Annotated in this window: 13 protein-coding genes and 1 pseudogene; 3 read left to right on the forward strand and 11 right to left on the reverse strand. The window is 70.9% G+C overall.

Going from position 1 to position 15,511, the window contains the following annotated elements:
• Positions 1 to 66 precede the first annotated feature (66 nt).
• Both R2D22_RS00850 and R2D22_RS00855 read right to left on the reverse strand, forming a co-directional pair.
• Complete coding sequence (locus R2D22_RS00850; protein ID WP_318109522.1) at positions 67 to 927, reverse strand: carbohydrate ABC transporter permease; 861 nt, start codon at positions 925 to 927, stop codon at positions 67 to 69.
• A 94-nt stretch (positions 928 to 1,021) separates the two neighbouring features.
• Positions 1,022 to 1,978, reverse strand: a complete 957-nt coding sequence (locus R2D22_RS00855; protein ID WP_318100165.1) for an ABC transporter permease — start codon at positions 1,976 to 1,978, stop codon at positions 1,022 to 1,024.
• A 370-nt stretch (positions 1,979 to 2,348) separates the two neighbouring features.
• On the opposite strand from R2D22_RS00855, the gene R2D22_RS00860 reads away from it, so the two are divergent.
• Complete coding sequence (locus R2D22_RS00860) at positions 2,349 to 3,335, forward strand: hydroxyacid dehydrogenase (protein WP_411977118.1); 987 nt, start codon at positions 2,349 to 2,351, stop codon at positions 3,333 to 3,335.
• A 95-nt stretch (positions 3,336 to 3,430) separates the two neighbouring features.
• Here the strand turns inward: R2D22_RS00860 and R2D22_RS00865 are convergent, their stop codons facing one another.
• The 9 genes and pseudogenes from R2D22_RS00865 to R2D22_RS00905 form a co-directional block, all read right to left on the reverse strand.
• The gene (locus tag R2D22_RS00865; protein WP_318109526.1) at positions 3,431 to 4,261 is read right to left on the reverse strand and encodes a DUF3626 domain-containing protein; all 831 of its coding nucleotides are present in this window, start codon (positions 4,259 to 4,261) and stop codon (positions 3,431 to 3,433) included.
• A gap of 204 nt (positions 4,262 to 4,465) precedes the next feature.
• Complete coding sequence (locus tag R2D22_RS00870; protein ID WP_318100166.1) at positions 4,466 to 4,936, reverse strand: hemerythrin domain-containing protein; 471 nt, start codon at positions 4,934 to 4,936, stop codon at positions 4,466 to 4,468.
• A 146-nt stretch (positions 4,937 to 5,082) separates the two neighbouring features.
• Positions 5,083 to 5,733, reverse strand: coding sequence for an HAD family hydrolase (locus R2D22_RS00875; protein ID WP_318100168.1), 651 nt, complete (start codon positions 5,731 to 5,733; stop codon positions 5,083 to 5,085).
• Positions 5,734 to 6,010: 277 nt separating this feature from the next.
• Positions 6,011 to 6,493 (reverse strand): DedA family protein, encoded by a 483-nt coding sequence (locus tag R2D22_RS00880; RefSeq protein WP_318100170.1) that lies wholly within the window; start codon positions 6,491 to 6,493, stop codon positions 6,011 to 6,013.
• Between the two features lie 663 nt (positions 6,494 to 7,156).
• Positions 7,157 to 7,933 carry a helix-turn-helix transcriptional regulator gene (locus tag R2D22_RS00885; RefSeq protein WP_318100172.1) on the reverse strand — a complete coding sequence of 259 codons (777 nt, stop codon included), beginning with the start codon at positions 7,931 to 7,933 and terminating at the stop codon, positions 7,157 to 7,159.
• Positions 7,934 to 7,964: 31 nt separating this feature from the next.
• The gene (locus R2D22_RS00890; RefSeq protein ID WP_318100174.1) at positions 7,965 to 9,722 is read right to left on the reverse strand and encodes an amidohydrolase; all 1,758 of its coding nucleotides are present in this window, start codon (positions 9,720 to 9,722) and stop codon (positions 7,965 to 7,967) included.
• 152 nt (positions 9,723 to 9,874) lie between these two features.
• On the reverse strand, positions 9,875 to 11,515 hold the full coding sequence (locus tag R2D22_RS00895; RefSeq protein ID WP_318100176.1) for a sensor histidine kinase: 1,641 nt from the start codon (positions 11,513 to 11,515) through the stop codon (positions 9,875 to 9,877).
• Positions 11,516 to 11,619: 104 nt separating this feature from the next.
• Positions 11,620 to 12,468 carry an ABC transporter permease gene (locus R2D22_RS00900; RefSeq protein ID WP_318100178.1) on the reverse strand — a complete coding sequence of 283 codons (849 nt, stop codon included), beginning with the start codon at positions 12,466 to 12,468 and terminating at the stop codon, positions 11,620 to 11,622.
• Positions 12,465 to 13,404, reverse strand: a pseudogene (locus R2D22_RS00905) (ABC transporter ATP-binding protein). The gene R2D22_RS00900 and the pseudogene R2D22_RS00905 overlap by 4 nt, the downstream one beginning before the upstream one ends.
• A gap of 315 nt (positions 13,405 to 13,719) precedes the next feature.
• Between R2D22_RS00905 and R2D22_RS00910 the strand changes: the two are divergent.
• Both R2D22_RS00910 and R2D22_RS00915 read left to right on the forward strand, forming a co-directional pair.
• Entirely contained in the window at positions 13,720 to 14,340 is a 621-nt protein-coding gene (locus tag R2D22_RS00910) for a response regulator (protein WP_411977119.1), read from the forward strand.
• A gap of 186 nt (positions 14,341 to 14,526) precedes the next feature.
• The gene (locus R2D22_RS00915) at positions 14,527 to 15,396 is read left to right on the forward strand and encodes a nuclease (RefSeq protein ID WP_318100182.1); all 870 of its coding nucleotides are present in this window, start codon (positions 14,527 to 14,529) and stop codon (positions 15,394 to 15,396) included.
• Positions 15,397 to 15,511 lie beyond the last annotated feature (115 nt).

A 15,511-nucleotide genomic window follows, 5' to 3' on the forward strand; every position in this document is an offset into this window, starting at 1 on the left:
CGGGGGGGGTGAGGTCGTGAGGGCGCGCTTCCGTGCGCCTCTTCGGGTGGTGCGGACGGGCGGGCGTCAGCCTTTGATCGCTCCGGTCAGCACGCCCTTGGTGAAGTAGCGCTGCAGGAAGGGGTAGACACAGAGGATGGGCACGACGGCGATGACGAGGACGGCCATCTGGACGGACTGCTGCGGGGCGAGCGACTCGCCGGCGGAGGCGCCCTCCAGGGACTGGCCTTGCAGGACGAAGGTGCGCAGGACCATCGCCAGCGGCCAGTTCTCGCTGTCGTTGAGGTAGAGCATGGCGTTGAAGAAGGCGTTCCAGTACGTCACCGCGTAGAAGAGGCTGATGACGGCGAGGACCGCCTTGGACAGCGGCAGGACCACCTGGATCAGGATGCGGAGGTCGCCGGCGCCGTCGACCTTCGCGGCGTCGTACAGCTCTTCGGGCAGGTTCATGAAGAAGGAGCGCAGGACGACGAGGTTGAAGGCGCTGACCAGCGTCGGCATGACGAGGGCCGCGAGCGTGTCGTAGAGGCCGAGTTCCTTGACGGTGAGGAACTTGGGGATGATGCCGGGGTCGAAGAGCATGGTGAACAGGGCCGTCATCAGGATGAAGCGGGAGCCGGTGACGTCGCGACGGGACAGCCCGTAGGCCATGCCGATGGTCACCAGGACGCTGCACGCCGTCCCCACCAGCGTCACGCCGATGCTGATGAGCAGCGCGTGCGTGACGATTCCGCCGCCAAGGACGGTGCGGTACGCCTCGGTGGTCGGATGGTCGGGCCAGAGCACGAGCCCCGGGCTCCGGATGATGTCGCTCTGCGAGGCGAAGCTCGTGCCGATCACGCCGAGCAGGGGGTAGGCGACGGCCGCGACGACCAGGGTGAGGACGATCCCCTTGCCGATCAGGCCCGCCCGCGTGGGCTTCTCCATCCATGGTGGCCGGCCACCGGAGTCCCCGCGCGGCGGTACGGGCCGGCGGCGCGGTGCGGCCGGGCGGGGCCGGGGGTCGGAGGTCGTCTGCTTCTCAGCGGTCAGCACCGCGGTACACCCCTTCGTGGCCGAGCCGGTGGGCAAACGTGTTCGCGCCGAGGACGAGCGCGGTGCCGATGACCGCCTTGACGAGTCCGACGGCGGCGGCCGTGCCCCATTCGCTGTTCTGGATGCCGTGGAAGAACACGTACGTGTCGAGGACCTCGCCGGCGTCGGGGCCGACCGCGTCCCGCTGGAGCAGGACCTGTTCGAAGCCCACGGAGAGGATCTGGCCGAGGTTGAGGATCAGCAGCAGGACGATCACCGGGGACAGGCCGGGGAGCGTGACGTGCCACAGGCGCCGCCAGCGGCCGGCACCGTCGATGGCGGACGCCTCGTACAGACCGCGGTCGATGTTGAGCAGGGCGGCGAGCATGATGATCGTGCCCCAGCCCGCGTCCTTCCAGGCCACCTGGAGCGCGAGTAGCCAGGGGAAGGCGTCCGGGTCGGTCGTCATGTCGTAGCGTGGCAGGCCGAGTTGACCGAGGAGATCGGGCAGGACCCCCGCGCCGCCGAGTATCTGCTGGAAGATCGAGACGATGATGACCCAGCCGATGAAGTGCGGCAGGTAGACGACGCTCTGCACGAAGCGGCGCACCTTGTCGCTGACGATGCTGTGGAGCAGCAGCGCGAGGGCGATGGGCACGGGGAAGAAGAACACCAGCTGGACGAGGGCGATCTTCAGCGTGTTGCCGGTGGCCGACCAGAAGGCCGGGTCGGCGAAGGAGGACGTGAAGTTCGAGACGCCCGCCCAGGCGCTGTGCATGTAGCCCAGGTACGGCTGGTAGTCCTGGAACGCGACCACGTAGCCGAGCAGCGGCACGTAGTGGAAGACCACGAAATACAGCAGCCCCGGCAGGGTCAGCAGCAGCATGACCTTGTCGCGTCGGAGCCGCTGGCGCAGCGACAGGCGATGGACGGCCGGCGGCGGGGAAGGCGTGGCATCAGCCATGAGCGGTCCTGTTCGGCGGGGAGGCGCCCCGATCGGGCCAGGGCATGGAGCGTTCATCTGTCGGCGGAAGGTAGTAAGCGCTTAACCTCTTCGTCAAGAGGAGCGGTTCGAATCGGCGTACTGGTTCGGGGCGATCGACCCGCGATCCCATGGGTAGCAACCAACTGATGCTGGATATAACGCCCTTCAGGTTCCTGGTCACCCTTGACGCTCTGTCGGATGCCTCCCTAACGTGCCTCCCCATTGCAGTACACGTTTACTATCGGGAGCCATGGTGGATATCAGCGACGAGCCGCCCGAGCGGATGCGTGCCGACTCCGATGCGACAGCCGGGGCCACGACCCTCCGCCGACCACGTACCGCCCTCGCCATGGACCCCTCGCACGTGGAGAGCGTCTTCCCGCCCGATGTGCGCGCACGGCTGCTGACGACCGCGGAGCTGCTGTGTCCCGGGCCCGTGACGGACTTCTCCTCGGCCGCGGCGCGGTCCGTCCTCGCCGAGGTGGACGTGCTGGTCACGGGGTGGGGGTGCCCCGAGATCGGAACCGAGGCCCTGGATGCCGCGCCGAACCTGCGGGCGGTGATTCACGCGGCCGGCACCGTGAAGACCTTCCTCAGCCCCGAGGTGCACTCCCGCGGCATCGTCGTCTCGTCGGCGGCCGCCGCCAATGCTGTCCCCGTCGCCGAATTCGCCTTCGCCGCCATCGTGTTCGGGGCCAAGCGCGCCTTCTCCCTGGCCGGCTCCTTCCGGTCGCGCCGCACCCACCGCACCCCCGCCGACCTGGCCGCCCACCCCTGGCTCGGGACGCATCGGCTGACCGTCGGGATCATCGGCGCGTCGTACACCGGCCGCCGTCTGCTCGGCATGCTGGGCATGCTCGACGCGACGGTCCTGCTCTACGACCCGTACGTGAGCCGCGCCGAGGCCGAACGCGAGGGCTGGACGCTGGTCGACCTCGACATCCTGGCCGCGACCAGCGACGTGGTGTCGATCCACGCGCCGCACACCCCCGACACGCACCACCTCCTGGACCGCCGCCTGCTGGACCTGATGCGCCCGGGGACGGTCGTGGTCAACACCGCGCGCGGCGCGCTCGTCGACACGGACGCGCTCACCGAGCAGCTGGTCGCCGGACGCCTCGACGCCGTGCTCGACGTGACTTCCCCCGAACCGCTGCCTCCCGACCACCCCCTGTGGACCCTGCCGAACGTCTTCCTCACCCCGCACCTCGCGGGCGCCCTGGGGAACGAGGTCGGCCGGCTGGGCGCGCTCGCGGTGGACGAACTCGCGCGCTACGCGCGCGGCGAGCCCTTCCTGTACCCGGTCCGCCACGAGGACCTGGCGCGCCGTGCCTGACCGCGCATCACGGTGCACGTGCCTCTGGAGGAGATGGGCCGCCAGGCGGTCCGCGGTGCGCTCATCCTCGATTGAAGCGTGCCGCGCTGTCGGAGCTAGGGACGAAGGCCCTCGACTGTGGCCCCCTCCATCGGTGCCGGAGTCACCTGGCTGTCGGCGGGGTTGCCGGGCGCCCCGAATCGCGCCAGGTAGTGCCACACCTTCTTGACCGCCTGGGGGTCATGGCGGCCGGAACGCTCGGCGTCCCCGACGATACGAGGATCGAGCACGCCGTCGACCGCGATGCGCGTGCCCAAGTCGACGTACTCCTGGCCGCGGTAGTCGGGACGACGGCGGAGCTCTTCCACCCCGAGTCGGAAGCCGGGGTGCCACTCCACAGGGCAGCCGAGGCGCAGCGCCGCAGCCTCGACCTCTGTGCCTCGGTAGCAGGGGTCCAGAACCAGCGCCTCCACATGACGGTCGAGCCGGACAGGCCCGTGCACCTGCGCCTCGATGTAGTCGTCCAGATCGTCCTGACGATCGGCGAGGGCCAGTTCGATGAGTCCCATGCGGGCCGCGACACCGAAGTTCGAAGGTTCCAGGAAACTGTCCGGGTAGCAGAACGTGGTCCGCGCCAGCGTGTCGGCGGCCAGCCGGAAGTGGGCCGAGCCGAACCGCGGCGCCCCACCGACCGGCTTGCGACGAAAGTTCAACGCTCCGTAGACGGGGCGCTCATGAGCGGCCGCTGCGTCGTACGCCGTGTCGAAGATCCGGCTCTCCCAGCGCCACCGGTCGCCGCCTGGGTGCGCGGTCAGCCCACCGTTGCTGGTCCCTGTCACGAACTGCGAGGAGTAGACGCCGTCCTCTGCCATGGCCTCCAGGATCGCCATGCCGCGCAGCAGACGGTCCGGGTGGAAGTTGAGGGTCACCCGCAGCGCCGGGTCCATGGGAGGGCCCGACGCCAGTTCCGCGACATGCCGAAGGGCTCGTTCCTGCGATGTCTGGAAGGTTGCGGAGATCATCGCGACAGTGTTCCCCAACTTGACCTGTCGGTGCACATGGATTGTCCACCGACGGCCCGTTCCGGCGGACGCCGAACGCTGACCCAGCGTCCGACGTCCGGCGTCCTACGTCCGCCTACCGGCGCAGGATCAGATCGGGCCCAGCACCTCCCCGGGTACGGCTGCCAGCTCAAGGGTTTCGAGCACGGTGAGCAGTTGCCGCTCCTCGTAGCGGAAGTGGTTCTCCATGATCGCGGCGATGCCTTCGAGGTGCTGGTCGAGTTCCTCAGGCGGCGCGGCCCGTTCGACCGCGGCACGAAGCCCGCCGAGCAGGTGGGCGATCATCGAGTGATCCTGCTCGAGCGCGCGCAGCACCGGGCGCAGCTCTGGGTGGGCAGCTGCGATCGCCGGGAACAGGGTGCGGTCCTCGCCCTGGTGGTGGCCGTCGAGAGCCGTACAGAAGCCGTGGCAATACAGCAGCAGTTCACGGGTGGCCGCCTCGCCGGGGGTCCCCTCGGCGAGGGAGGCGCGGGTCACGGACAGCGCTTCCCGTAGTCGGTGGTGCACCTGACGGAGTTCTTGGCTCCAGGCCACGAGCCTGGTCGTCTCGCGCTCAGTCACGCGAGAGCGAAGGGTGCGACGCGTACATCGTCGGCCTCCTTCAATCCGGCGCCTCCATGCCTGACACGGTCTGCCACCGGCACGCGACGCTTCCCCCACCCTACCCCGCCCGTAACCCCGTTCGAGTGCCGTTCCCTGATCGAGCGTCACCGCACGGCGAGCAGGTCCGGCAGTTGGCGCATGTCGTCGAAGACGATGGTGTCCGGGCCTTCGAGTCGTGCGGCGGGCGTCGGGCCTCCGGCGTAGCCGAAGGCCCGCATCCCTGCCGCCCGGGCCGCCGCGACGCCGGGCCCGCTGTCTTCGACCACCGCGCATGCCGCCGGGTCGACGCCCATCCGCCGTGCGGCGTACAGGAAGAGATCGGGCGCGGGCTTCCCGCGGGGCACCTCGCTCGCGCTGTAGATCCGGCCGGCGAAGAAGTCGTACAGCCCTGTGCGGCCGAGGGTGTGGCGCATCTTCTCGTGCGAACCACTGGAGGCGACACAGGTCGGCAGGGTGAGCGCGGCGAGCGCCTCGGGCAGTCCGTCCACCGGGTCGATGCCGAGATCCACCGCGTCCCGGTGGCGCTGCATGAGCCGGCTCCACCAGAGCCCGGCGGTCTCCGTGCCGAGCCGCTCGGTGAGCTGGTCGACGATCGACTCCTTGGACCGCCCGATGAAACGCTCGACCACCTCGTCGGCGGTGAGTGGCCAACCGAGTTCCGCTCCGAGCACGACCTGGAGGCGTACGGCGAGGCGTTCGGTATCGACCAGGACGCCGTCGCAGTCGAAGATCACGAGTTCTATCGGCTTCATCATTCCCGCAGGGTAGGCGCCGCGTCGCGCGGTGATCACGCGGCCCTGGCCGGAGCCGGCACGCCTTTGTGCGGCGTGGCGGTCCGGCTCCCCGCGCGTCCACATCGAGGCCGTCTTCCGCTCGCCGATGAGGCCGAGGCCCCCGCCATGGGCGAGACGGGCCGCACGACCGGCAAGATCGTGCTGACCGTGCTCTGAGCTCCGAAACTCGGGCCCGTGCCCGTTCGCGTCGCCGACGTCGTGACCGTCTCACCAGGTGGGGCGCGATGGTGGGATCGGCTCAGGATTCCTCTGCCGCGGTGTCACCCGAGGACACGGTCGCCCTTCTTCTGCGGTACACGACCACCCCACACGCCGCCAGGAGGAGGCCGGCGACGGCGGACACCCCGAGGGCCGTCTGCTCGGCGAAGAGCCTCCTGAGCACTTCGAGCACGCCGAGCCCCGCGGTCGCGTAGATCAGCGCCCAGGCCGCTCCGCCCAGGAACAGGGCGGGGAGGTAGCGCGGCAGCGGCATGCGCATGCTTCCCGCGAGGAAGTTGGCGGCGGTCTGGAATCCGACGGTCAGGAAGGAGACGGCCACCACCGGTGCGCCCCACCGCTGGATCGCCCGCTCGGCGCGCAGGAACTTCGGCGAGGAGATCCGGCCGGCGAACCTGCTGCGCCGGGCGCCGGCGCCGGCGAGCCATCCCACGGCGAACGTCCCTCCGGCGCGGAGCAGGACGATGACGTACAGGGCTCCGGCTGTGAGCGCGATCTTATCCACGACGCCCCGTCCCGAGCGCCGGCCCGGAACCCCGGACGCCCGTCACCCGCATGGGCGTCCCGGCCGCGGCGGGCGCACGACACGCACAAGCCCGGTCACGATCTCTCACCTGCACCCTGCCTCTGCCCGTTCCGTCCTACCGGTTGGCACCTGGGGTGCCGGAACCCGAACCCTGCCCGTCCGCCAAGCAAGGTAAGCCTAACCGAACGCGCAAGCGGGGGTGCAGGGCATCGGATGGATCGCGATCACCAGCCCTGCCGCACCGACGTGCCGCGCTCTCCTCCACACGAACGACCGGTCACCATGATCGGTGACTCCGAACGCGTACGTGTCGTCGGCGTGCATCGGGTGGGCGCACTGATCCCTGAGAACGTCATGGTCCCATGCGCTCCGCACGAGCGTTCGAGCCCCCGACCTCCGCAAGGCGCACGCTGGATTCATCGCCTCGATCAGCGATCGAACCACAGGAATGACCGAGAACGCCTCGACGGTACCGATGAGCCTCGACGGGACGGAAAGGGTCCGCCTGGCCGTCTACCTTGGCTTCGCGCGCACCGGGCAGGCTCCGAGCGTCTCCGAGCTCGCTGCCCTCACCGGGCTCGCGCCCGACCCGGTGCGTCAGGAGCTGCGCACCCTTCACACACGTCATGATCGCCACTCCGGTCACACCGCTGAGGGTTCGATTCCCCAGGCGACGGCTCGGGCGGCGGCGGCCGCGCGGTTGGGGGCATCCAGCTTCGCGAGGATGTGCTCGACGTGGGTCCCCACGGTGCGGGGCGTGATGTACAGCCGCTCGGCGATCTCCCGGTTGGTACGGCCGGCCGCCAGTTCGGCCAGGACCTGGAGCTCCCGAGGCGAGAGTCCGCCGGGCCGCCGCGTGTTCCCGGCGGGGTCGGGCGCGGCGACCTCCTCGGGCGGCGGGGCTGCGGGGGTGTCGACGGCCGCGGTGAGTGCCTCGGTGAGCAGGGTGAGCACGGCGCGCGCCGGATCGGGCGCGCGCCGGGGCCGGCGGGTGCTGACGTTCAGCATGCCGACGTACCGGCCGTCGGCGGCGAACAGGCATTGGGCCACGCCGTCCTCGATGCCCAGGGGACGCAGCACGTCCTGGAAGCCCGGGGACGCCGCCAGGAGTTGCCCGGGGACGTCCCTGAGCCAGAGGCCGCCTCGGGCCGGGCTGCGGAGCACGGGGAACACCGGATCGTGGTGGAGGTGCGTCTCGATGTAGGCCGTGGCGTCGTCCGGGTAGCTCCCGGCGAGGGTGGTGTGACGCCGGCGCAGCGGGTCCCACCGGGCCAGAGAGGCGTGGTCGTACTCGATCACCTCCGACAGCGCCGCCAGGACCGTGTCGACGCCGGTCCCAACGCTCGTGGCGCTCCTGGCGGCCTCTCGGACGTGGAGGGCCGCGTCCAGGATGTCCGCCGTGCTCCGCTCCGTTGCCATCCTCCAAGGATGATCATGTGCCCGGAGCAGGTCAATCGCGAAGCGTGTCGTGCACGACCTGCCCGTCCACGACGGTGAGGACGACGGGCATCCCCGGGATGTCGTGCGGGTCGGCGCCGAGCAGGTCCCCGTCGAGCACGCAGAGGTCGGCGACCTTGCCCGGCTCCAGGGAGCCCTTCCAGTCGTCGGCGAAGTCCTGCCAGGCCGCGTCGATCGTGTACGTACGGATCGCCTCGGCGAGGCCGATGCGCTGTTCCGGGCCGCTGACCCGGCCGGTGGCCTTCGACTCGCGCAGCATCATGGTGGCGACGCCCTGGCGCCAGTCCGGGTACGTGACGGGGGCGTCGGACCCGCTCGCGACCCGCACTCCTGCGTCGATGGCATCGCGATAGGGCCATGCGTACGCGGCCCGTCCCGCACCGACGAACTCCTCCTCCATGTCGGCGACGGTCCACTTGATGGTGGGGTTCATGTTGACGCCGAAGCCGTGCGCGGCCAGCAACTTCATGCTGTGCGCGGTGATGAAGTCGCCGTGGATGACGTAGTGGCGGGCGTCGGGCCGCGGATGCTCGGCAGCGGCTTCGGCGAAGGCGTCGGTGACGGTGTCGATGGCCCGGTCGCCGGTGGCGTGGACGCCGAGCTGATGCCCGGCGGCGTGGGCGTGGCGGACCATGGCCCGGATCTCGTCGACCCGTTCGTCGTCGAGGTCGCCACCGACGCACAGGGCGCCGCAGCCGCCGCCGACGTACGGCTCGTGCATCCAGGCAGTCTTGTTGGGGACGATGCCGTCGGCGAAGATCTTGACCCCGTGGATCGCGAGGCGGCGCGGATCCGCGTCGCCGGACGCGCCGAGGGCGGTGGTCGAGGTGAGCTCGGTGGGCGAGGTGAGCTCGGTGGGCGAGGCGGACGTGGAGAGGCTGCGGGTGAACTCCTCGGCGGTGCTTGCCATTCCGGTGGGCAGGAGCAGGACGCCGACGCGGGCGGTCAGTTCGCCGTCGGCCAACAGCCGGCGGTAGACGTCGAGGGTCTCCGCACCGAGCGCGCCCCGCATGATGCCGTCGCCGCCGGGGCCGAGGCCGGGCTCGGTGTAGCTGGTCACGCCGAGCCGGGCGAGCGTGGCGAGCGTCGACCTGATCGCATCGGTCCGCTCCTGCCGGCTGAGCGGTGGCAGCGCGTTCTGGACGAGGGCCTGTGCCCCCTCGTGGAGCAGCCCGGTCGGCTCCCCGGCTTCGTCCACGACGATGGCCCCGCCGGGCGGCGCGACGCTGTGCCGGTCGATCCCGATGAGCTCCATCGCCTTGGAGTTGACCCAGGTGGCGTGTCCGGAGAACGAGTACAGGACGACGGGGTGGTCCGGGCTCGCGGCGTCGAGGTCGCACCGCGAGGGCAGCCGCGACGGATCGGCGACGCACTCGTCGAGGTAGCCGGCGTCCCAGCCGTGCCCCGTGATCCACTGCCCGCCCGGCACCCGCCCTACGGCCTCCCGTACCGCCTCGGTCACGTCCGCGAGGGAGGACACGGCGGGATGGCCGAGGTCCAGGGAGAGCGGCGGCGTCGCCATGCCGAAGGCGCATCCGTGCAGATGGGAATCGTTGATCCCGGGAAGCAACGTCGCACCGCGGAGGTCAACAACACGGGTGTCGGGTCCGACGAGCGGCACGATGTCGTCCCGTCCACCGACGGCACTGATGATCCCACCGGTCACCGCCAGGGCCGAGGCGACGGAGAACTCGGCATCGACGGTGACGACCCGTCCGCCGAGAAACACCAGATCCGCATACGCGTCCACAGAAGGTCCTTTCTGGAACCGGGTGCACCACGACGGCAACCCGCGAACAATCTCCCGAGGACTATGGCCACGCCCCCAGCTCCCCCACATCGGTCGTTTCACCGATACGCGCTCGTGCGGCGGCGGTGCGCCGCTGCGTGTGGGCCGGGCGGTCAGTTCCGGTGGGCCTTCAGGGTGTCCTTGGCCACGAGAACGCCGTCGGACCAGCAGAGCCGGTAGAGGTCGACATCGTCCAGCAGGTCGCGGCCGGAGCGGTAGAACTCGCAGTCGGTACCCGGCGGCCGGGGTGCGGAACGGGCGTGGTCGGGCGGGTACGGGAAAGCGCGGGCCGGGAGCAGAGGGCCGAGTTCGGCGCGGGGTCGTCCCGGCTCCAGCGCGTCGTATCGGGACGGCGCGAGTACGCCGGTCGTCAGCTGCCAGGCCAGAACGGCGGCGGCCGGGACGAAGAACGCCGCTGCGGCGGCGGGCACCGCGAACGCGGCCACGGTGCGGCGCCGTGCGGCGCGCCGCACCGTGGCGAGCCTTTCGGCGGATTCCGGGGCGGAGGGGTGGCCGGTGTGCCTGCCTGTCCCGGTGACGGCTGCCTGCGACAGGGGGCGGGCCGGGGCCTGGTGGGGCAGGACGGCGGTGACACGGAAGCCGCCCTGGTGCGGGCCGGTGTGCAAGCTGCCGCCGAGGACCCGCACCCGTTCCCGAAGCCCTGTCAGTCCCCGGCCTCCGGTGCTCGTCGCCTGCTCGTCGACGTGCCCGGTCCGCCCGTCTTCCGGCGCGGCGGCGTTCACGACGCTCACACGCGTGTGGTCGGTCGCGTGGTCGATTCCCACCCTGACGGCGCGGCCGGGGGCGTGTTTGACGGCGTTGGTGAGGGCTTCCTGCACCACCCGGTACATCCCCCGTTCGACCAGCGGTGGCAGTGCGGGCACCGCTCCACGCCGTTCCCAGCTCACCGGCACCCCGGAGGCGGCGGCACGGCCGAGGAGGTCCGCGACCGTGTCCTTGACCGACGGACCGCCCGCGGCCGTCGGCGACTCGGTCCCGGCGTCCCGTGGTTCGTGCAGGACGGTGATGGTCTGCCGCAGCTGCTCGACGGCGTCGGCGATCGTTCCGCGCAGCTCGGCGAGGTCGGCGCGATCGCGGTCGGTGAGGTCGGGAGAGAGTTCCAGGGCACCGGCGCGCAGGGCGACCAGACTCAGGGCATGGCCGAGTGAGTCGTGCATGTCGGCCGCGATGTCCGCGCGTTCGGTGAGCCGCGCCCGCTCGGCGACGAGGTGCTGGCGTTCCTCCAGGCTCTGGGCCAACCTCCATCCGTCCCGCACGAGTTCACGCCGGCCGCGCCAGTGGCGTCCCGCCAGCCACGGCAGCAGGAGCGCGGCGGGTATCACGGCCAGGGTGTAGAACCACCACACGGCCGGCACCCGCAGTGCGGCACAGGCGGCGACGTCGATCCCCAGGCACGCCGCGAGAACCACCAGCGGTCCCCCGGCCCGAGCGATCCGCACACCGAGCAGACAACTCAGGGCGGCCAGCGACAGGACATGGGCGTTGGCCGGGGTCGCGGAGTCGGCCAGGCCCAGTACGCACAACCCGTTGACGACGAGCACCGCCACCGCCGGCCGGCTGCGGGACAACGGTACGGTCACCGCCAGCACGGCCAGCGGGAGCAACAGGTCCATCACCGGCGACGCGTCCCCGCCCGCGTCCCGGAACCCGTATGCGGTGGCACCGGCGAGCACGGCCAACAGCGCCCCGTCGGCGAGAACGAGCCTGGTCGGGGGGATGCGAGGGTGCCACATGGTGCGTGGAGTCCTTTCGATCGGGGTCGCGAGGTGCTGCCGGCGTCGATCGTCGATTCTCCGGGACGTGCGGCGGGAGAGCGCTGCCTGCACCGGGCGCGCTGTCAGGCGTCCCGGCGGCGCAACACGTACAGGCCGGTCACGTGCGCCGCCGCGGTCCACGCCGCCACGATGAGGACGGCCGCCGTCGAGGAGTACGGGGCGTCGCCACCGACGCGCATGAAATGGTCCCCCGCTCCGTACGGCATGGCGTCGTTCACGGCCTCTAGCGCGTCGCTGCCGAGCCCCAGGAGCACGCTCGGCAGCCCCCACAGCAGGGCGACGAGGATCGACAGCGCGCCGGCCGGGTGCCGCGTGGAGAAGGCCACACCGACGGTGAGTACGGCCACCAACGCCTGATAGACCCCGACCGCGAGGATCTGACCGACGGTCGTGCCGGCGTCGAACGAGGCCCGCCCGTCGAACGCCACCCGGGCAACGACCGTGCCCACCACGGCGAACACTGCACCAGCGAGGAGGACGACCAGGCCCGCCACCAGCGCCTTCGCCGCCTGGACCCGATGCCGCCGCGGCACCCACAACAAGGAAGCCCGCACGGTACCCGTCGAGTACTCGGAGGTCACCGCGACCGTGGCCAGGACGACGACGGCGAACTGGGTGACCACGACGGAGGCGGCGGCCGCGTTCCCCACGGGCTGGACCGGGTGGTCGTTGATGCGGGCGATCGACGCGTAGTAGTACGTGAACACGGCGGTGACCACGAGCCCCGCCAGAAGGCAGAGGTAGGAAGCCCGGACGGACCAGAGCTTCGTCCACTCGCATGCCACGGCCCCGGCGAAACCACCGAAGGTGCCCCCTCCTGGAGTCTGTTGCTCCTCCTGATCCTTCCGCCCCTCCTGCTCCTCCCGTGGCACCGCAAGCGTCCGCTTCCCGGATGAAGTCGCGTCGATCATCGCTGTCCCCTCTCTTCCGGGGCGCCGGACGCATACTCGACGCTCCGCGCCGTCAGATCCATGTACGCCTGCTCCAGCGAGACCCGTACGTCGCTCAGCGCGTGCAGCCGCACGCCGCAGTCCGTGGGCGAGGTCACCGACCTCGGCCGCGCTCATGCCGCCCACGGCGAGCTCCCCGGCCTCGGACGTCTCCACGCTCACGCCGTCGGCCGCCGTCAGGCAGCGGACCAGCGTGGACCGCTCCTCCGGATCGGGCACCGAGGCCCGCGCCGAGGCGGGTGACGCGGCGGCAAGGAACTCCGCCAGGGACGAGTCGCTCAGCAGCCGGCCCCGTCCGATCACGACGAGGTGATCGGCCGTCACCTGCATCTCGCTCATCAGATGGCTGGAGAGGAAGACGGTGCGCCCCTCCGCCGCCTGGTCCCGCACGAGCCGGCGGATCCACTGCACACCGTCGGGGTCGAGGCCGTTCACCGGTTCGTCCAGGATCAGCACCGGAGGGTCGCCGAGCAGAGCGCCCGCCACTCCCAACCGCCCGCTCATGCCCAGTGAGTACGTTCCGGCAGGCCGGCGAGCCGCCTTGGCGAGACCCACCGCCTCAAGGACCTCGTCCACCCGCCGTACCCGGATGCCGTTGGCTCGTGCCTGGGCGACCAGATGCGCGCGGCCGGAGCGGGCCGGGTGGACGGCCCGGGCGTCCAGCATCGCTCCGACCGCCCGCAACGGCCGTCGCAGGTCCGCATAGGGCCGGCCGGCGATCAGGGCCCGCCCGCGCGTGGGGTGGTCGAGACCCAGGATCATGCGCATCGTGGTGGACTTCCCGGCCCCGTTGGGGCCGAGGAAGCCGGTGACCCGGCCGGCTTGGATGTCGAAGGTCAGGTCGTCCACGGCCCGCGTGTCGCCGTAGCGCTTGGTCAGTCCTCGGAGGCTGATCACACAAATCCCCTCAGTGTCGGTCAGGAGGCTCGGCGCGCACGAACGCGGAGCGGGCGGAACGCCGAGCCGGGCGCACGGCACCGCGGCAGCCCGCCGCGATTCCCGTACGGCAGAGACGCTATGAGCGCACGCGGCCGACGCCCATCGGCCGAAAGGAAGGGGCGTCCTGCCTTTCGTCGGGGTAACACCCCGACGCTGGGCGGAACCGCGGGACTCACCACCGGCACAGCCACGGGCCGGCCGTAGGCTCCTCGCGCGGAAGAGACGACACCGAACGGTCGGCCCGTACGCGTCCTGGTGGCCGACGACGAGGCAATGGTCCGGGCCGGCGTGCGGGCCATCCTGGCCCGGGACCCGCACATCGACGTGGTCGCCGAGGCGGGCGACGGCAGCGAGGCCCTCGCACTCACCCGCCGGCACCGGCCGGACGTCGTGCTGCTGGACATTCAGATGCCGGGCCTCGACGGGCTGACGGCGGTGGCCCGGCTTCGCCAGGAACCGTCGACCGTCGGTGTGATCATGCTGACGACCTTCGGCCAGGACGAGTGCATCACCCGAGCACTCGAGGAAGGCGCCGACGGTTTCCTGCTCAAGGCGGACGACCCCAGGGAACTGCTCAACCGTGTACGGGCGGTCGGCGCCGGCGGCGCCTACCTCTCCCCTCGGGTGGCCGGCCGGGTGATCGCCGGAATGCGCGCCCACCGCACGGCACACCCCCACCGCTCCCTGGACCGGCTCACGCAGCGGGAGCGCGACGTTCTTGCCTTGCTCGCCGCAGGCCTGTCCAACGCGGAGATCGCGAGCCGCCTGCACCTCGTCGAGGGCACGGTGAAGCAACACGTCAGCGCGGTCCTGGCGAAGCTGGGCGCCCGCAACCGAGTGGAGGCGGCCGTCGCCGCCCATGAGGCAGGTCTGACCCCGCCGCGGCGCGGCTGACCCTTCGCATCGGGCGCCGACCCGCCGCGGAGTCACCTTCCTCGGCCGAAGCGGTGATCCGCGAGCCGGGGCACGCACATCTGGCGTGGCGTCACTTTAGGTTACGAATATCAGACTTATGGTGACTATCAGTCATGTCCGTAGCGGTGCTCGCACCCGCTTCAGCCACGAGGGAGTCATGTCGCCATGCCGATGCTGCTGATCAAGGGCTCGTACCACATCCTCGAAGCCCGTCCGGACGGGGACACCGTCAATTTCACCCCCGACGATCCGACCGAGTGGGATCTCGTCGGCGGGTTCTACAAGGTCGAACACAACGCGTCCGGCCGGGCCAGGCTGCGGCTGGACGCCATCGACGCGCTGGAGACCCACTACTCCCGGACCGGCCCTGAGGTCCACCAGCCGCTGGCCCACGGCCACGCCGCGCAGGACGAACTGCTGCGCTGGCTCGGCTTCACCAGTGTGACCCGGAACGCGAAGGAGAAGGTCACCGCCGCCACGCCCGCCACCGTGCCCGGCTGGATCCTCACCCGCGGCGCCGCTCAGGATCACCGCTGCATCGCCCTGGCCGGCCGGGGCACACCGCCCGGCAAGAGCGGGACGGAGATCTTCGTCGACGAGGCCCTGCTGAGGACCACCGCCAACCACCACCTCCTCGCGACCGGCCTGGCCTACCCCACCTACTACCGCAGCCTCTTCGCCGATCTGCGCAACGAGCTGACGGCCGCCGTCCATCAGGCGCAGGCCGCCACGCCCGCCAAGGGCCTCTGGCCCGACGACGTCACCCTCAGCGGGGCGACCGTCACCGGGATGTCCGATCTCACCAAGGACACCGGCGCGGTGATCCTGCCGAAGCTGTTCCGGCGCCTGGTCGACTACCTCAACCTCGGCGACCCGGACCTGAGCGGGTTCCCCGCGTTCCTGGACCAGGCCCAGGACAAGTTCTGGATCCTGTCCACCGGCCAGTTCACGACCGGCCTCGACGCGGTGGTCGAAGTCATGGACAGCAAGGTGCGAATGACCCACGCCTCCGAGGACCTCGTCTTCGAGGACTGAACGGAAGACGGAAGCGCGACGCCCACCGTGCCCCCACCGGCCGGTCCGACGAGGGGTCTCGGTGCCCGGGAAGACGCCTCATGACGGACAATCCTGGTAGGGGCGGGTGGATGCC

Source organism: Streptomyces sp. HUAS YS2 (genome assembly GCF_033343995.1).
Classification (GTDB): Bacteria; Actinomycetota; Actinomycetes; order Streptomycetales; family Streptomycetaceae; genus Streptomyces; species Streptomyces solicathayae.

Bases quoted from the DNA above. Each gene is read 5' to 3' on its own strand.
- R2D22_RS00850 (WP_318109522.1), bottom strand. From the start codon at position 927: ATGGAGAAGCCCACGCGGGCGGGCCTGATCGGCAAGGGGATCGTCCTC.
- R2D22_RS00855 (WP_318100165.1), bottom strand. From the start codon at position 1,978: ATGGCTGATGCCACGCCTTCCCCGCCGCCGGCCGTCCATCGCCTGTCG.
- R2D22_RS00860 (WP_411977118.1), top strand. From the start codon at position 2,349: ATGGACCCCTCGCACGTGGAGAGCGTCTTCCCGCCCGATGTGCGCGCA.
- R2D22_RS00865 (WP_318109526.1), bottom strand. From the start codon at position 4,261: ATGGACCCGGCGCTGCGGGTGACCCTCAACTTCCACCCGGACCGTCTG.
- R2D22_RS00875 (WP_318100168.1), bottom strand. From the start codon at position 5,733: ATGATGAAGCCGATAGAACTCGTGATCTTCGACTGCGACGGCGTCCTG.
- R2D22_RS00885 (WP_318100172.1), bottom strand. From the start codon at position 7,933: ATGGCAACGGAGCGGAGCACGGCGGACATCCTGGACGCGGCCCTCCAC.
- R2D22_RS00895 (WP_318100176.1), bottom strand. From the start codon at position 11,515: ATGTGGCACCCTCGCATCCCCCCGACCAGGCTCGTTCTCGCCGACGGG.
- R2D22_RS00900 (WP_318100178.1), bottom strand. From the start codon at position 12,468: ATGATCGACGCGACTTCATCCGGGAAGCGGACGCTTGCGGTGCCACGG.
- R2D22_RS00910 (WP_411977119.1), top strand. From the start codon at position 13,720: ATGGTCCGGGCCGGCGTGCGGGCCATCCTGGCCCGGGACCCGCACATC.
- R2D22_RS00915 (WP_318100182.1), top strand. From the start codon at position 14,527: ATGCCGATGCTGCTGATCAAGGGCTCGTACCACATCCTCGAAGCCCGT.